At 71.0% G+C, this 14,337-nt stretch carries 15 protein-coding genes and 1 pseudogene; 10 read left to right on the top strand and 6 right to left on the bottom strand.

Annotated elements, in window-relative coordinates; genetic code table 11:
- The first annotated feature begins 142 nt into the window (after positions 1–142).
- The 4 genes from OG607_RS14365 (at position 143) to OG607_RS14350 (ending at position 6,059) form a co-directional block, all read left to right on the top strand.
- Complete coding sequence (locus OG607_RS14365) at positions 143–2,005, top strand: serine/threonine-protein kinase (protein WP_405723220.1); 1,863 nt, start codon at positions 143–145, stop codon at positions 2,003–2,005.
- A gap of 1 nt (position 2,006) precedes the next feature.
- On the top strand, positions 2,007–2,804 hold the full coding sequence (locus OG607_RS14360) for an FHA domain-containing protein (RefSeq protein ID WP_405723218.1): 798 nt from the start codon (positions 2,007–2,009) through the stop codon (positions 2,802–2,804).
- 94 nt (positions 2,805–2,898) lie between these two features.
- Entirely contained in the window at positions 2,899–4,314 is a 1,416-nt protein-coding gene (locus OG607_RS14355; RefSeq protein ID WP_405723216.1) for a tetratricopeptide repeat protein, read from the top strand.
- A complete protein-coding gene (locus tag OG607_RS14350; RefSeq protein WP_405723215.1) occupies positions 4,314–6,059 on the top strand; it encodes a serine/threonine-protein kinase in 1,746 nt (581 codons plus the stop codon). The genes OG607_RS14355 and OG607_RS14350 overlap by 1 nt, the downstream gene beginning before the upstream one ends.
- Positions 6,060–6,214: 155 nt before the next feature.
- Here the strand turns inward: OG607_RS14350 and OG607_RS14345 are convergent, their stop codons facing one another.
- Positions 6,215–6,445, bottom strand: a complete 231-nt coding sequence (locus OG607_RS14345; protein ID WP_405723213.1) for a hypothetical protein — start codon at positions 6,443–6,445, stop codon at positions 6,215–6,217.
- A gap of 228 nt (positions 6,446–6,673) precedes the next feature.
- Between OG607_RS14345 and OG607_RS14340 the strand changes: the two genes are divergently transcribed.
- On the top strand, positions 6,674–7,363 hold the full coding sequence (locus OG607_RS14340) for a M24 family metallopeptidase (RefSeq protein ID WP_405723211.1): 690 nt from the start codon (positions 6,674–6,676) through the stop codon (positions 7,361–7,363).
- A 132-nt stretch (positions 7,364–7,495) separates the two neighbouring features.
- On the top strand, positions 7,496–7,966 hold the full coding sequence (locus OG607_RS14335; RefSeq protein WP_405723209.1) for a molybdopterin-dependent oxidoreductase: 471 nt from the start codon (positions 7,496–7,498) through the stop codon (positions 7,964–7,966).
- A 59-nt stretch (positions 7,967–8,025) separates the two neighbouring features.
- Here the strand turns inward: OG607_RS14335 and OG607_RS14330 are convergent, their stop codons facing one another.
- The 3 genes and pseudogenes from OG607_RS14330 to OG607_RS14320 form a co-directional block, all read right to left on the bottom strand.
- The gene (locus OG607_RS14330) at positions 8,026–9,135 is read right to left on the bottom strand and encodes an NAD(P)/FAD-dependent oxidoreductase (protein WP_405736762.1); all 1,110 of its coding nucleotides are present in this window, start codon (positions 9,133–9,135) and stop codon (positions 8,026–8,028) included.
- Between the two features lie 182 nt (positions 9,136–9,317).
- Positions 9,318–9,826 (bottom strand): annotated as a pseudogene (locus tag OG607_RS14325) (NAD(P)/FAD-dependent oxidoreductase); the annotation flags it as partial.
- Between the two features lies 1 nt (position 9,827).
- Positions 9,828–10,241, bottom strand: coding sequence for an arsenate reductase ArsC (locus OG607_RS14320; RefSeq protein WP_405723208.1), 414 nt, complete (start codon positions 10,239–10,241; stop codon positions 9,828–9,830).
- Positions 10,242–10,324: 83 nt separating this feature from the next.
- Here OG607_RS14320 and OG607_RS14315 point away from each other — a divergent pair, with 83 nt between their 5' ends.
- Both OG607_RS14315 and OG607_RS14310 read left to right on the top strand, forming a co-directional pair.
- On the top strand, positions 10,325–10,639 hold the full coding sequence (locus OG607_RS14315; protein ID WP_405723207.1) for an ArsR/SmtB family transcription factor: 315 nt from the start codon (positions 10,325–10,327) through the stop codon (positions 10,637–10,639).
- A 33-nt stretch (positions 10,640–10,672) separates the two neighbouring features.
- Positions 10,673–11,461, top strand: a complete 789-nt coding sequence (locus OG607_RS14310) for an aquaporin (RefSeq protein WP_405723205.1) — start codon at positions 10,673–10,675, stop codon at positions 11,459–11,461.
- Here the strand turns inward: OG607_RS14310 and OG607_RS14305 are convergent.
- Positions 11,448–11,804 (bottom strand): ArsR/SmtB family transcription factor, encoded by a 357-nt coding sequence (locus OG607_RS14305; RefSeq protein ID WP_405723203.1) that lies wholly within the window; start codon positions 11,802–11,804, stop codon positions 11,448–11,450. The two genes, OG607_RS14310 and OG607_RS14305, sit on opposite strands and share 14 nt — an antisense overlap.
- A gap of 96 nt (positions 11,805–11,900) precedes the next feature.
- Between OG607_RS14305 and OG607_RS14300 the strand changes: the two genes are divergently transcribed.
- Both OG607_RS14300 and OG607_RS14295 read left to right on the top strand, forming a co-directional pair.
- Positions 11,901–13,229, top strand: a complete 1,329-nt coding sequence (locus OG607_RS14300; RefSeq protein WP_405723201.1) for an NAD(P)-binding domain-containing protein — start codon at positions 11,901–11,903, stop codon at positions 13,227–13,229.
- Positions 13,230–13,258: 29 nt separating this feature from the next.
- Positions 13,259–13,711 carry an ArsI/CadI family heavy metal resistance metalloenzyme gene (locus OG607_RS14295; protein WP_405723199.1) on the top strand — a complete coding sequence of 151 codons (453 nt, stop codon included), beginning with the start codon at positions 13,259–13,261 and terminating at the stop codon, positions 13,709–13,711.
- Positions 13,712–13,738: 27 nt separating this feature from the next.
- Here the strand turns inward: OG607_RS14295 and OG607_RS14290 are convergent, their stop codons facing one another.
- Positions 13,739–14,248, bottom strand: a complete 510-nt coding sequence (locus OG607_RS14290; protein ID WP_405723198.1) for a MarR family winged helix-turn-helix transcriptional regulator — start codon at positions 14,246–14,248, stop codon at positions 13,739–13,741.
- Between the last annotated feature and the right edge of the window lie 89 nt (positions 14,249–14,337).

The raw sequence follows: 14,337 nt of genomic DNA, 5'->3' as shown, positions 1-14,337 counted from the left end.
CTGTGCGGGTTGTGAGCAGGTCCGTACGAAGTCCTGTGAATCTGATCACTGCTGAGCCGGGTCTGAGTACGCTCCGTCACCGTGGGGCAGGACAAGCGTGGCGGCAGGACCATGCGCGCGAGCGGCGGCGAGGAGTGGGGCGGTGCTGGTGGCGCCAGGGGCCGGGGACAGGATCGCCGGCCGGTATCTCTTGCAGGAGCCCATCGGAACCGGCGGGATGGGTGTCGTCTGGCAGGCATGGGACCAACGGCTTGAGCGGCCGGTCGCGGTCAAGCGCGCGCGCCTGGACGACGATCGGGCAGCGCAGCGGCTCATGGCCGAGGCGCGCAACGCCGGGCGGCTGCACCACCCGAACATCGTGGGCGTGTTCGACTTCGTCGACGAGGGCGCCACCGGCTGGATCATCATGGAGTACGTACCCTCGCGCAGCCTCGCGCAGATCGTCACGGAGCGTGGCCTGCTCACGCCGGAGGAGGCCGGGCCGATCGGCTGCCAGATCGCGGACGCCCTGGTGAAGTCCCACAGCGAGGGCGTGGTGCACGGAGATGTGACGCCGGAGAACATCCTCATCACCGACGAAGGCGTCGCGAGACTCACCGACTTCGGGATCTCCCGGGCCCTCTGGAACGACGCCACGCAGAGCGGGACGGGCAGCGTGCGTGGCAAACCCCGTTATCTGGCCCCCGAGGTGGCCAAGGGGCAGCCCGCGGGGAAGAAATCCGACGTGTTCTCCCTGGGCGCCTCCCTGTACGCGGCGGTCGAGGGCCGGTCGCCGTACGGGGAAGCCGAGCACCTCATGGCGTACCTGGCCAGGGCCGTCGAGGGACACATCGAGCCCGCGCTCCGGGCCGGCCCGCTGGCCGAGCCGCTCGCCGCGTTGCTGGAGGTGGAGCCCCGGCGCCGGCCCGACGCCGCCAGGGCACGGGAGCTGCTGACGCACGCCGCCCCGCCGCTCCAGGACATCCAGGATCCGCTGCCGGAGCCCGGGCCGCCGGACCCCGTACGCCGTAGCCGCCGCCCCCTGGTGATCACGGCGGTGGCGCTGGTCACGGCGGGGGCGGTCACGGCCGGTCTCGTCCTCCTCGGCCCGTGGGCCTCGAAGGGCCGGACCGTCGCCACGGACGCGAAACCCTCGGCCACCGCACGGGCGGGCGCCATCGGTGACGCCCGTACAGCGGATCCCTGCAAGCTGCTCGACGCCGCCTCGCTGAGCCGCTTCGGCGGCACCGAACTGGCCCCGGACTATGGGGAGTTCGATCGCTGCGACGTCCTGGTGCAGAACAACAGCGGTGATGACAACGCCGACGTCCAGGTCAACCTCGACGCCAACCGGGACGAGTTCGACGACATCCTGTCCACCCGGATGGTCGGCAACCTCACGGTCGTGACACTGAAGCAGGACGGGAAGGCCTGCGAACGGGCCGTCCTGACCACCGACGGCAAGCAGATCCGCGTCATCGGGAAGCAGCTCGGCACTCCGTCGCCCGATCCGTGCGCGCTGGCCGACGCCGGCACCGATCACGTGGTCGGCGTACTGGCCGACGGCCCGGTCCCCCGGCGCTCATCGCCACCGGCCGTGAACTCCCTGGCCCGGGTCGACGCCTGCACGCTGCTCGACGCCACCGAGCTCAAGCGGCTTCCCGGCGTCAAGGTGGACAACCAGGACCGCGGCTTCGGCTCCTGGGACTGCGACTGGTCGAGCGACGACGGCAATCGCGAGGTGGAGATCCAGTTCAGCCGCGACGACTCGCTGGACGCCGAGGACGGAAAGCTGGTGAACGTCGCCGGCACGAAGAGCTACTCCATCGCGGACGAGGCCGAGGACGACAGCTGCACCGTACGGACCCCCCACCGCACCTACACGGACTCCGCCGGCGACCGCACCACCGAGCTGTTCCAGCTGACCGTGTACGCGCCACTTCCGGCCAAGCAACTGTGCGACAGCGCTGCGGGGTTCGCGGCCGTCGTCGTACGGAACATCGCGAAGCGACTGCCGGAGAAGTGACGTGACTGTGCCGGGAAGACCCGATGCCGTGGGCCGGCGCCTGCCCGCCACCCACGGCAGCCTCGCCCGGGGCGCGTCCGCGCCGCTGCCGGGCACCGTCTTCGCGCTCGCGCTGACCGGCGGCATGACGCTGGGACCCGGGGAGGGCCGCGAGGTCCTGTTCGGCCGCAACCGGCCCGAGGTGCACGTCTGCCTCGGCGAGGACGACCCGCAGGTCAGCCGCCACCAGGGCACCCTGACCCACCGGGGCGGCCGCTGGTGGGTGAGCAACGCCGGACGGCTGCCGATCCGGTGCGCCGGGGCCCGGCTGCTGTTCCGGGACGAGGAGCCGCTACCGCTCGACACCGGCTACACCCCGCTGTTCGTGGGCGGTTCGCGTGGCCGCGAGCACCTGATGGAGGTCTTCGTCACCGGCCCCGAGAGCGAGCGGCCGGTACCGCGGCACGGGGACGTCACCCGCCCGCCGCACGTGTGGGCGCTCACCGAACAGGAGAAGCTCGCCCTCGTCGTGCTCGGCCGGCGGTACCTGCTGCACGAGCCCCGGCCGCAGCCGCTCACCTGGCGGCAGACGGCCGCCGAGCTCGCCGAGTCGCAGCCGGGCGCCGGCTGGACGGACAAGCGCGTCGAGCACCTGGTCAACGGCGTCCGCACGCGGCTGTCCCGCGACGGCGTGCCCTGGCTGACCCGCGAGGAGCTCGGAGAGCCGGTCGGCAACGCGCTCAACGACCACCTGATCCGGGCACTGCTGGCATCGACCACCCTCGTACCGATGGACCTGGCGCTGATCGACGCCGCCTGACGAACCCACTCCCTCGCGGCCCCGGGACCGGTCCCGGACCGGCGGCGAACAATGCGGACGACTCGCACTCGTACCGTGACAGGGGGAGATCAGGATGGACAACCGGACGCACATCGGGGCCCGCGCACGTGATCCGCTGGCCGTGGCCCTCGGCAACGCCTCACTGCTCGGCGTCGGCTACCTGTTGCTGGGCAGGCGCAAACTCGCCGTTGCCGCCGTGGTGGTCACGGCCGCGCTCGTCTGCGGGGCTGCCTCGGTCGCCCGGCCGTGGTGCGAGGCCGTCGTGCTCGTATGGTGGGCGGCCGTCATCGCACACGGGTGGTCCCTTGCGCGGTCCCTGGTGGGTGGGCACTCCGGGCGGTTCGGGGCGCGCGAGCAGCGCCTCATCGCGCTCGGCCTCACGCTTCCGGTGCTCCTGGCCGTGGGGCTCCTGCGCTACGACGCCTCCCGGATCGACCGCAGCGTCAACGAGGCCCGCGAACGCGGCGACTGCGCCGAGGTGTTGACCGCCCAGAGCGGGGTGTGGTTCGGCCCCCGCATCGCCGATGCCCCGCTGACCGCCCGAGGCGACGGGACCGTACGGGCGTGCAACCGGCTGCGGACGGCCCGGACCGATCTGGCCACCGCGCTCAACGGATACACCGCTGCCCTGGAGGAAGGATTCGGCACCCTCGCCTCGGTCCTCGCGGAGCCCGGCAACGACAAGACGGTCGAAGCGACCCTGAACGGGTTCCTCGACGGCCTGCCCGCCAAGGACCCCTGCGACACCGTCACCGTCACCGACTGGCTCCGCGACCGGAAGCCGAGCCACGACGTACTGGACCGGTCCGCCGACACCGCCGCGCGGGTCGCACCCGCCGCACATCTCGGATGCGGCGACAAACTCATGGCGGCCGGCAACTGGGAGGACGCCCGGACGCAGTATGAGCAGCTGCTCAACCAGTACCCCGGCAACGACCTCACGGACAAGGCCCGCAAGGGACTCAGGAAGGCCACGCAGAGCATCGAGCTGGACAACGTCCGCAGCCTGCTCGCGGACGGGACCGGCTCGCAGCCCGAGTACTGCTCCCACCCGGCGAAGTACAGCGGCGCCAAGCCCGTCGGCAAGGGCGTCAACCGCGCGCTGTTCTACGCCGATGACGACTCCGCCGACGACTACTCGGACCGGCTCCCCGGCTCCTGGAAGGCCGACGACCCCACCAACGCAGTCCTGGTGGTCTGCATGGGCGAGGACGGCTTCGGATCCTCCGTCGAGACATGCACGTACAGGAACCAGGACTCAGGTGCGATCTCGGACGTGTCCTTCGACAGGATCGCGATCCCGGTGAAGGTCTACGAGTTGCGTACCGGCAAGCTCATCGCCAACCGCAAGATCCAGATCAACGGCACGAGCTGCCCCGAGTCCTTCTTCGGCTACTCGCCGTCGGACAGGTACGTCGACCCGTCCAAGTCCGATGTACGGGCCGCCTTCCGGCCGCTGGTCACTCACGGGCGAGGGGGATACCTCTGATGGCTCGGGAACAGGAACGGGAACGGGTCATTGCCGGACGGTACCGGCTGAGGCAGCGGCTGGGTTCCGGCGGCGGGGGAAGCGTCTGGCTGGCCGAGGACGAGGAGCTCCGGGCGCTCGTCGCGGTCAAGGAGATCGACGTACCGCACGAGCCGGACGCGGTCATCGGCGACCTCGTCGGCCGGGGGCGCAAGGAGGCACTCAAGGCGGCGCAGCTGCGCGAACACCCGAACGTCGTCACGGTGTACGACGTGCTGGAGGACGACGACCGACCGTGGATCGTGATGGAGTACCTGCCGGGTACGCGGGACCTGCACGCCGTCCTCAAGGAGCGCGGCCCGCTGCCGAGCGGCGAGGTGGCCCGGATCGGGGCGGCCGCCCTCGACGGGCTCTCCGCCGGGCACCGGCTCGGCATCATCCACCGGGACGTGAAGCCCTCCAACATCCTGCTGGCGCCGGACCATTCGGGCGTCCCCGACCGCCGGGTCCTGCTCACGGACTACGGCATCTCGCTGCGGCCCCGCGAGACCCGGATCACCCGGAGCGGCATGCTGGTCGGCACCCCGGGCTACCTGGCGCCGGAGCGGCTGTCCGGCGGCGAGGCGACTCCCGCGTCCGACCTGTTCTCACTCGGCGTCACCCTCTACCTCGCCGTCGAGGGCACCGCCCCCTTCGAGCGGCTCACGACGGAACCCGCCGTGCCGCGGCGGGCGAGCGGCCCGCTCAGCCGCGTCATCATGGGGCTGCTGGCCAAGGACCCGTTGGACCGTACGCAGGCGGCGCAGGCGGCCGAACTGCTCGCGGAGGCCGCGGCGACGGGGACCGGGACCACCCGCAGCGCGTCGCTGCCCGTGCCCAAAGGCCCGGGGGAGCCCGCGCCCACCCCCCGCGCCTCGGTTCGGCACACCGCCGCGCTGCTGACGCTCGCCGCCGTGCTGGTCGGGGGCGGTGGGTTCGCGCTCGGCTCCACCACGTTCCCCGCCGCGAAGGACGGGGCGGCGAAGGTCGTCGCGACTCCGTCCCCGACCCTGACCCTGACCCGCAGCGCGTATCCGTACGGCAGGCAGGCCGGATTGCGCGAGGAGCTCACGCCGGGGCAGTGCGTCGACGCCGACTGGAAGCACGGGAAGTTCAAGGGGCAGCCCGGCCTGAAGCTCGTCGACTGCTACGACGACAACCCCGACGGCCAGGTCATCACGACCGTGGCGGCGTCCGGCACGGAGGCCGTACGGGACGAGTGCACCCGGCGCACCGCCGAGCTGCGCGGCACCATGGCCGACCCGGTGCTGTACGTCCTCACGCCCGAGCCCGGGCAGAGCGAGCCGCCTGCCTCGGCCTGCCTGCTCTTCCTGAAGAACGCCACCCTCGGCGGCCCGCTCGGCGACTTCCGCAAGCTGGGCGACGAGGTGTACAGCACGCAGTTGGGCCCGGGTGACTGCATCAACGCCAAGGAGAACGATGACGACACATACGACATGACCCTGGTGAGCTGCGACAAGCCGCACGACGAGCAGATGGTCGGCTGGACCTGGGCCTCGGGCGACGGCTCGCCGGACAGCGTCGACATGGGAGAGCTCTGCCAGGAGAAGTACGGCGTCGACTGGGCCCGGGGCCAGGGACAGGAGATGTCGGGCTGGTACTCCACCGACAAGGAGTGGGAGGCCGGGTTCCGCCACGTGCTGTGCAGCGTGGTCCGGAAGGACGGCGGGAAACTTCCCGCCGGAGCCGTGAAGCCCGCGTACTGACCACGGGTCCTCGCGGACCGGTACGAGCGGGGTCTGGCCGGCCCACGACCGGCGGATCGGCCTCGCCGTGCTCGAACTCGCCGAGCGGTGGATCGCCGGTCACAGCGCGGGCTGCCCTGGCACCCCTGAGGGCGCCAGGGCAGCCCGCTCACGCGTCAGCGGTAGTCGTGCCGGTGGTGCCGGTGCCCGAACCACCCGTGGTGATGGTGGTGGTGGTGACGGCCGTGGTGGTACCCGTGCCGTCCGTCGCGTCCGTGGTCGTCGTCGTGCGACACGTGGGCACCGGCCGCTGACGACGCCGGTGTGACCGCGCCGGCGCTCACCGCGCCGCCGAGGACCATGGCGGCCGCCACGCCGAGCGCAGCCGCGAACTGGGATACACGCATAGAGATCTCCTTTCACCGCAGGCGACCAGCGCCTGCCTGGATTGGGCACCGCCAGCGTCGGCCCTCGGGGTGCGCGGCGAGCCGTGCCGCGCCCGTAAAGGCACTCAATGTGATGCATTCATGCAGTTTGTGCAACCACTCGCCTGGGCAATCCGTGCATCCGTGCCGCTGTCCCCCGCAGGGGCGGAGGCTTGCCGGGGGCGGAGCGGAATACGTACGGTCGGCGGTATGTCGGATGAATCCACGCGCGTGGCGCGGCTGCTGGACGCCCAGGCCAAGGCGGCTGACCTGTTCGCCGAGATCGAGGAGCGGGGCCTGGTCGCCGCGGGCCGGGGCGAACGCGAGGTGAGCGACCACATCCGTGACCTGGCGAACGAGATGTTCGGCACGACGCACTACTGGCACAAGCGGATCGTGCGGTCCGGACCCAACACCCTCCTGCCGTACAAGGAGAACCCGCCGGACCGCACCATCGCGGCCGACGACATCGCCTTCGCGGACTTCGGGCCGATCTTCGAAGAGTTCGAGGCCGACTTCGGGCGCACCTTCGTCCTCGGCGACGACCCCGTGAAGCACCGGCTCCGGGACGATCTGCCGGAACTCTTCGCAGCCGGGCGCCGCGCCTTCGAGGCCGATCCGGACATCACCGGCAAGCAGCTGTACGCCGAGGTGGAACGGCTGGCGGCGCAGGCCGGATGGCAACTGGGCGGCTGGCACGCCGGACACCTGGTGGGCGAGTTCCCGCCCGAGACCGACGAGTGGACGGACGTCACGGCGCACATCGCACCCGGGAACGACACACCGCTGCGCCGCCCCGACCGGCTGGGGCGGCCCTGCCACTGGATCCTGGAGATCCATCTCGTCGACCAGCAGCGTGGGTTCGGCGGTTTCCTCGAGGAACTGCTCGACCTCGGCTGACTGCCCCGGCTGCAAATGCAAACCACTGACCTTGACGGCACCGCATGTGCTGGACGATCAGGCTATCTGCTCTGGTATCTGCGTTTGGGCGGCTGCGTCGGACGGGTACCGTCATCCGGGAGGTGGTAGCCAGTGAGCCAGTCCCTTACGGTCGCCGATCCGCTGGCCGAGGTCGCCCTGACCGGTGATCTCGCCCGCCCGGCCCGGCTCACGGTGGCCGGCCTGCTCGCCTGGCCGCAGCAGCGGGTGCGGGTCAGCTTCGAGTGCGCGACCAGCGGCGTACAGCACCACCGCTTCGAGGGCCCGCTGCTGCACGATGTCCTCACCGACGCCGGGCCCGGCTTCGACCCCGCCCGCCGCAAGGACCGGCTGCGGTTCCTGATCGCCGTCACGGGAGCCGACGGGCATCACGCGCTGCTGACCTGGGCCGAGATCGACCCCGACTTCGGCCGCGCGCCCGTGCTGCTCGCGGTCCGGATCGACGACACTCCGCTGGACCGGGCCGGCCCGCAGCTCGTACTGCCCCAGGACCGTTGCGGGGCCCGGCACATCAGCGGCATCACCGCCATCACGGTGGACGGCCAGTACGTCGGGCGCCGCTGACGCCCCACCGCCCGGCAGCGGATAGCGTGCGCGGGCCGGCGCACAGAGCCCCGTGCGCGTCACGGGGGGAACCGCTCCGGGCGGAAGTCCGCAAGCATCTCGTCTCTCTTCCCGCTGAGGATCTCCGAAGCGAGCAGCCGGCCGATTATCGGGCCGAGCGTGATGCCGCTGTGGGAAACGGCCTCGTAGTAGCCCGGCACAGACGGCACCGCTCCCACCGAGGGGAATCCGTCGGCCGGGATGGGCCGGAAGGCCACCCGTGTCTGTGCGATGCGGGAGTTGCCGAGCTCGGGAACGACGTGCCGCGCCGATTCGTGGAGCAGCCGTGCGAGTTCCGCCGGCTCTTCGCCTGTGTCGATGAGTGCGTCGATCTCGCGGCTGTGGAGGACCACCGAAGCGTCTCCGTCAGGACGGATCTCGATGTGAGGCGCGTGCATGGCCCGGTGAACCGGGACCTGAGCACAGCCGATCCGGGTGACGGCGCCGGGTTCCCGGCGCATCGGCAACTGCCGCGCGACGAGCCCGGCGACGTGGGAGGCGCTGGGGCCTGCTGCGTTCACGACGATGTCGACGTCGAGACAGCTCCCATCGGACAGAGCAACTGTCCGGATGCTCCCGTCGGCACCGGTGCCGATGTCACGGACCGCGGTGCCGGACCTGAGCTCGGCGCCGGATGCAACGGCCTGGCCGACCAGGCGGCCGACGAGATTGCGTCCGTGCACCCAGGCTTCGTCGGGGTAGAACACGACCGGAACCTCGCCGGGCATCGTGAGAGCAGGTTCAAGGCGGCGGCGCACCTCGGCCCCCGTGTACACCTCGACCCGGTAGTCCCAGCCGGCCAGCAGTTCGGCTGTTTTCAGGAGCTTCGCCTCCGCTGCGGGATCGTCTGTCCAGCGCAGGTGGCCGCTGGGATGCCACCACGATTCCGGCCCGATGGTCCTGGCGAGCTCTCGGTGCGCTGCCATGCCCGCGACGTTCAGGTCGAAGTAGGACTTGCGCGCGGTCTTGTTGCTGGCGTTGGCCCATGAGAAAGACCAGTTGGTGACGCCTTCTCCCGGCCGGCCTGCGTCGATGAAGACCACCTTGGCGCCGTGCCGGGACAGGTTCCAGCCCACGCTGGCTCCGAGAATGCCCACTCCGATGACAGCAACTCGTTCAGGCCGCTTCACGGAATCGATCCTCACGAACGCCCCCTTCCCGGATCACGGGCGAACTCCCGTTTCCAGCATGCAAGCATGTGGAACGGTCAGCACTGATATTCCTTCCCGGCTGACCTGAATTTGACGCAAGGTCAGCACAGCGCCGAGCCCGATGCTGGCCAACGCAACCAGGTCATGGCGTTTCGCCCTCGTCAGAGGGCCGCGAGGTAGCGCTCGGCGCCGAGGGCGGCGGCACAGCCGGTGCCGGCGGCGGTGATGGCCTGGCGGCCGGTTTTGGTGTTGCGCAGGGTCAGCCCGGAGAGCTTGCTGTCGGTGCCGTGGATGGCGGTGACTTCACTGTCCCAGGCGAAGGAGATCTTGGGGTCGGCGAAGGCGCGGTCCTGCATGGCCTTGGAGGCGCGCAGGGTGCGAAGCGGGAGAGGAAGGTGGCTTCCTCGATCGCGGTGTCGCCGCCGCCGACGACGGCGATGTCGTGTTCGCGGAAGAAGAAGCCGTCGCGGTGCGCGGTGCCTTCGGAGTCGGTGACGGTCTTGATGTCACCGTCGAGGTCGACCGCGACCACGTCGTCCGCGATCAGTTCGGCGCCGAAGCGTTCGGCCTGGGCTCGCATGTTGTCCATGAGGCCGGGGCCCATGATGCCGTCGCGGAAGCCGGGGAAGTTCTTGACCTCGGTGGTCTGCATCAGCGCGCCGCCGGCGGTGTCATGACGCGGGGGCCGGGGCGATCTCGGCGATCAGGGTCTCGATGCGGGCCTTGATCTCGTCGCGGATCGGCCGTACGGCCTCCACGCCCTGGCCGGCCGGGTCCTCCAGGGTCCAGTCGAGGTAGCGCTTGCCGGGGAAGACGGGGCAGGTGTCGCCGCAGCCCATGGTGATGCACACGTCGGAGGCCTGGACGGCCTCGACGGTGAGGATCTTGGGGGTCTCGGCCGACATGTCGATGCCGACCTCCTTCATCGCCTCGACGGCCGCCGGGTTGACGGTGTCGGCCGGGGCGGAGCCGGCGGAGCGGACCTCGACGCGGTCTCCGGCGAGGTGGGTCAGCCAGGCAGCGGCCATCTGGGAGCGGCCCGCGTTGTGGACGCAGACGAACAGCACGGAGGGCTTGTCGGACATCGGGGTCTCACTTGTCTCATGGCTGGTGACGAAGGGGGTGACCGGGCTGGTATCAGGCCCGACTGATGTGACAGTATCAGCCCATGATGACGTCAGTCGATACTGATCTGATCCGGGTGCTGGCCGACCCGCTCAGGCTCCAGATCGTGACCCTGCTCGCCCGCGAGACGCTGTGCACCACGCATCTCGTGGAGGAGACGGGCGCGAAGCAGACCAACCTCTCCAACCACCTGCGGGTGCTCAGAGAGGCCGGGGTCGTGGAGGCCGAGCCCTGCGGCCGGTTCACCTACTACCGGCTGCTCCCCGACGTCATAGAGGCGCTGGCAGGCTCCTTCGCGGAGCTTGCCACCACCGCCCGCGCCACCGCCGAGGGCAACGTCAAGCGCGCCTGCCCCTGATCTGTCGTCCCGCCCCGCCCCCAGGAGTCCCCGTTGAGCGCCACCGAAGCCAGCCGCCAGACCACTGCGGGGCCCGCCATAGCCGCCACCGAGCCCCAGCCCGCGCCCGGGGCGACGCCGCCGCGTGTTCCGCTCGGCCGACGGGCCGCCGCCGAGTTCGTGGGCACCGCCGCCCTGGTGGCCGTGGTGATCGGCTCCGGCATCCAGGCCACCGGGCTGACCCAGGACGTGGGTGTGCAGCTGCTGGCCAACTCCCTCGCCACCGTCTTCGGCCTCGGCGTGCTCATCCTCTTGCTCGGCCCCGTCTCCGGCGCACACTTCAACCCCGTCGTCACCCTCGCCGAGTGGTGGACCGCCCGCCACGGCGGTGGCGGCGTCACCGCCCGCGAGACCCTGGCCTACATCCCGGCCCAGATCGCCGGGGCCATCGCGGGCGCGATTTTGGCCGACGCGATGTTCGGCCGGCAACTGGTGAAGTGGTCCACCCACGACCGCTCCGCCGGGCATCTCCTCCTCGGCGAGATCGTGGCGACGGCCGGACTGATCCTGCTGATCTTCGGCCTCGCCCGCACCGACAACCTGCGCTTCGCCCCGGTCGCCGTCGCCTCGTACATCGGCGCCGCCTACTGGTTCACCTCCTCCACCTCCTTCGCCAACCCCGCGGTCACCATCGGCCGCGCCTTCTCCGACACCTTCGCCGGCATCGCCCCGGCGTCCGTGCCCGGCTTCATCGGCATGCAGGTGGTCGGCGGAGTCGTGGGTCTCGCCCTGGTCGCGCTGATCTTCGGCCGCCCGGGGGATTCCGGCCCTAGCGGGCCGTGAGCAGCCCGGCCATTCCGGCGAGGACGCCGGGGGCGAGCCGGTAGTAGACCCAGGTTCCGCGCCGCTCGGACTCCAGTAGTCCGACGTCGCGGAGCTTCTTCAGGTGATGGCTGACGGTGGGCTGCGATACGCCGACGTCGGAGATGTCGCAGACGCACGCCTCGCCGTCCGGGTGCGAGGCGACCCTGGAGAACAGCCGCAGCCGGACCGGATCGCCGAGCGCCTTGAACATCGCCGCCATCCGCACGGAGTCCTCCTCGGACAGCGCGGAGGAGGTCAGCGGCGGGCAGCACGGGGCGACCTCTTCGATGACCGGCAGTTCGACCGTCTTCAAATTCGACATGCGTCTATGTTGACATCTGTCGATGCAAAGTGCCAGGCTCTTTTGTATCGACGAATGTCGAAACAAAAGTCTGCCGGCCCAGAAAGGCACCGCCTCATGAGCGAGACCGCCGCACTCCCCGTTGTCGTCGTCGGCGCCGGCCCGATCGGCCTGGCCGCTGCCGCCCACCTGCTGGAGCAGGGCCTGGAGCCCCTGGTGCTGGAAGCCGGTCCGAGCGGCGGCACGGCCGTGCGTGAGTGGTCGCACGTACGGCTGTTCTCCACCTGGTCCGAGCTGGTCGACCCTGCCGCCGAGAAGCTCCTTGCCCCCACCGGCTGGGTCCGCCCCGACGGTGCCGCCTACCCGACCGGCGCCGACTGGGCCGACCAGTACCTCCAGCCGCTGGCCGAGGCCCTCGGTGACCGCGTGCGGTTCGGCGCCACCGTGAGCGGGGTCGCCCGCGCCGGGCGCGACCGCGTGGTGGATGCCGGCCGTGAGGAGCAGCCCTTCACCGTCCACCTCACCACCGCCGACGGCACCGAGGAGCGGATCGCCGCCCGCGCCGTCATCGACGCCTCAGGCACCTGGTCCACCCCCAGCCCGCTCGGCGGCGACGGCCTCCCGGCCCTGGGTGAGCGCGCGGCGGCCGACCGCATCGTCTACCGCGTCCCCGACCTCAAGAACCCCGCCGTACGCGCCCGCTACGCAGGTAAGCGCACGGCCGTGGTCGGCTCCGGCGCCTCCGCTTTCACGGCCCTGGCCTACCTCGCCGACCTCGCCAAGGACGAGGCCGGCACACACGCGGTGTGGATCCTGCGCCGGGGCATCGGCGGCAGCACCTTCGGCGGCGGCGAGGCCGACCAGCTCCCCGCCCGTGGCGCGCTCGGCCTGCGGGCCAAGGCCGCCGTCGACGCCGGGCACGCGAGCGCGGTCACCGGCTTCCGTACCGCCGCCGTCGAGAAGGACGGCGAGCGACTGGCCCTCGTCGGCGAGGACGGCCGCCGCAGCGAACCGGTGGACGAGGTCATCGTCCTCACCGGCTTCCGCCCCGACCTGTCCTTCCTCGCCGAGCTGCGCCTCGGCCTCGATGCGCGCCTCCAGGCCCCGGTGGAGCTGGCCCCGCTGATCGACCCCAACGTCCACTCCTGCGGCACCGTCTACCCCCACGGCGTGAAGGAGCTGTCCCACCCGGAGCAGGACGTGTACCTCGCCGGCATGAAGTCGTACGGGCGCGCGCCCACGTTCCTGGCCATGACCGGATACGAGCAGGTCCGCTCCATCGCCGCCGCCCTCGCCGGCGACCACGAGGCCGCCGCCCGCGTCGAACTCACCCTCCCCGAGACCGGCGTCTGCGGCGGCGCCGGACTCTTCGACGAGCCAGAGGCCGCCCAGGGAACCGACGCCGGAGGCTGCTGCTCCGCCCCCGCCACGTCCGGCGGCTGCTGAACCCCAACCCGCTCACCAGGAGGCACGTCATGTCCCGCGTACAGCTCGCCCTCCGCGTCCCCGACCTCGATGCGTCCATCGCCTTCTACACCAAGCTCTTCGGCACCGAGCCCGCCAAACTCCGCGACGGTTACGCCAACTTCGCCATCGCCGAACCGCCGCTCAAGCTCGTCCTCTTCCAAGGCGACACCACCGAGGACACCCGCCTGGACCACCTCGGCGTAGAAGTCGACACCACCACCGCCGTCACCGACGCCACACGGCGCCTCGCCGACGCCGGACTGGCCACGACCGAGGAGGTGGACACCACCTGCTGCTACGCCCTCCAGGACAAGGTCTGGGTCCACGCCCCCGGCCAGGAACCCTGGGAGGTCTACGTCGTCAAAGCCGACGCCGACGCCCTCGATCGCCAGGAGGGCAGCGCGTGCTGCACAGCGGCGGCCGAGCCCGCTGCCGCCACCTCCAGCAGCACCTGCTGCTGACCCGCCGCCGCCCTCGCATCAAGGAGGTCAGGACTCTGTTGCCAGGCGCACGGCACCGGGCTGTGGTCGCGTCCTGGTCAGTCCGGCTTCCACGGCGGTGAGCAGTGTCAGGGCCGCGTCGAGGTCTGTGGTGTCGTGGCCGGCGGCCGCGGAGACGGACGTGGCCCATTCCTGCCGGACGAGGACGGTGTTGCTGCGCCCGCGTTCGGTGGAGTGGACCGTCACCCCGCGACCGTCGCCCGAGTGGGCGTGCCGCTCGATGAAGCCCTTGTGTTCGAGCCCGCGCAGGACGGTGGAGAGGTTGGTGCGCTGTAGCCCGGTTGCGGCGGCGATGCGGCTGGGCGTTGCGTCGGGGTCGCGCTTCAGGTAGCGCATCACCATGCCCTCGGACTGCGACAGGTGGACGGCCCGCTCGTCGGTGTAGCGGCGGAACTGGATCTCCCGGCTGATGATCAGCACGAGGTCGGCCAGGTCGGCCCATCGCTGCTCTTCGGCCGGTCCGGCCGCCGAGCCCGCCTGGTGCGTTTTGTCGTGCATCACATCTCCCGGGTGCGGGGTTGCCAAGGAACTGGTTATGACATCATACTCGTCATGCCCTCATAGTTATGAGTGCATAACTACCATCG

The sequence above is a fragment of the Streptomyces sp. NBC_01537 genome (assembly GCF_045040445.1).
In the GTDB taxonomy this organism is placed as follows: Bacteria; Actinomycetota; Actinomycetes; order Streptomycetales; family Streptomycetaceae; genus Actinacidiphila.
This window is presented reverse-complemented; position numbering and strand designations above follow the sequence as displayed.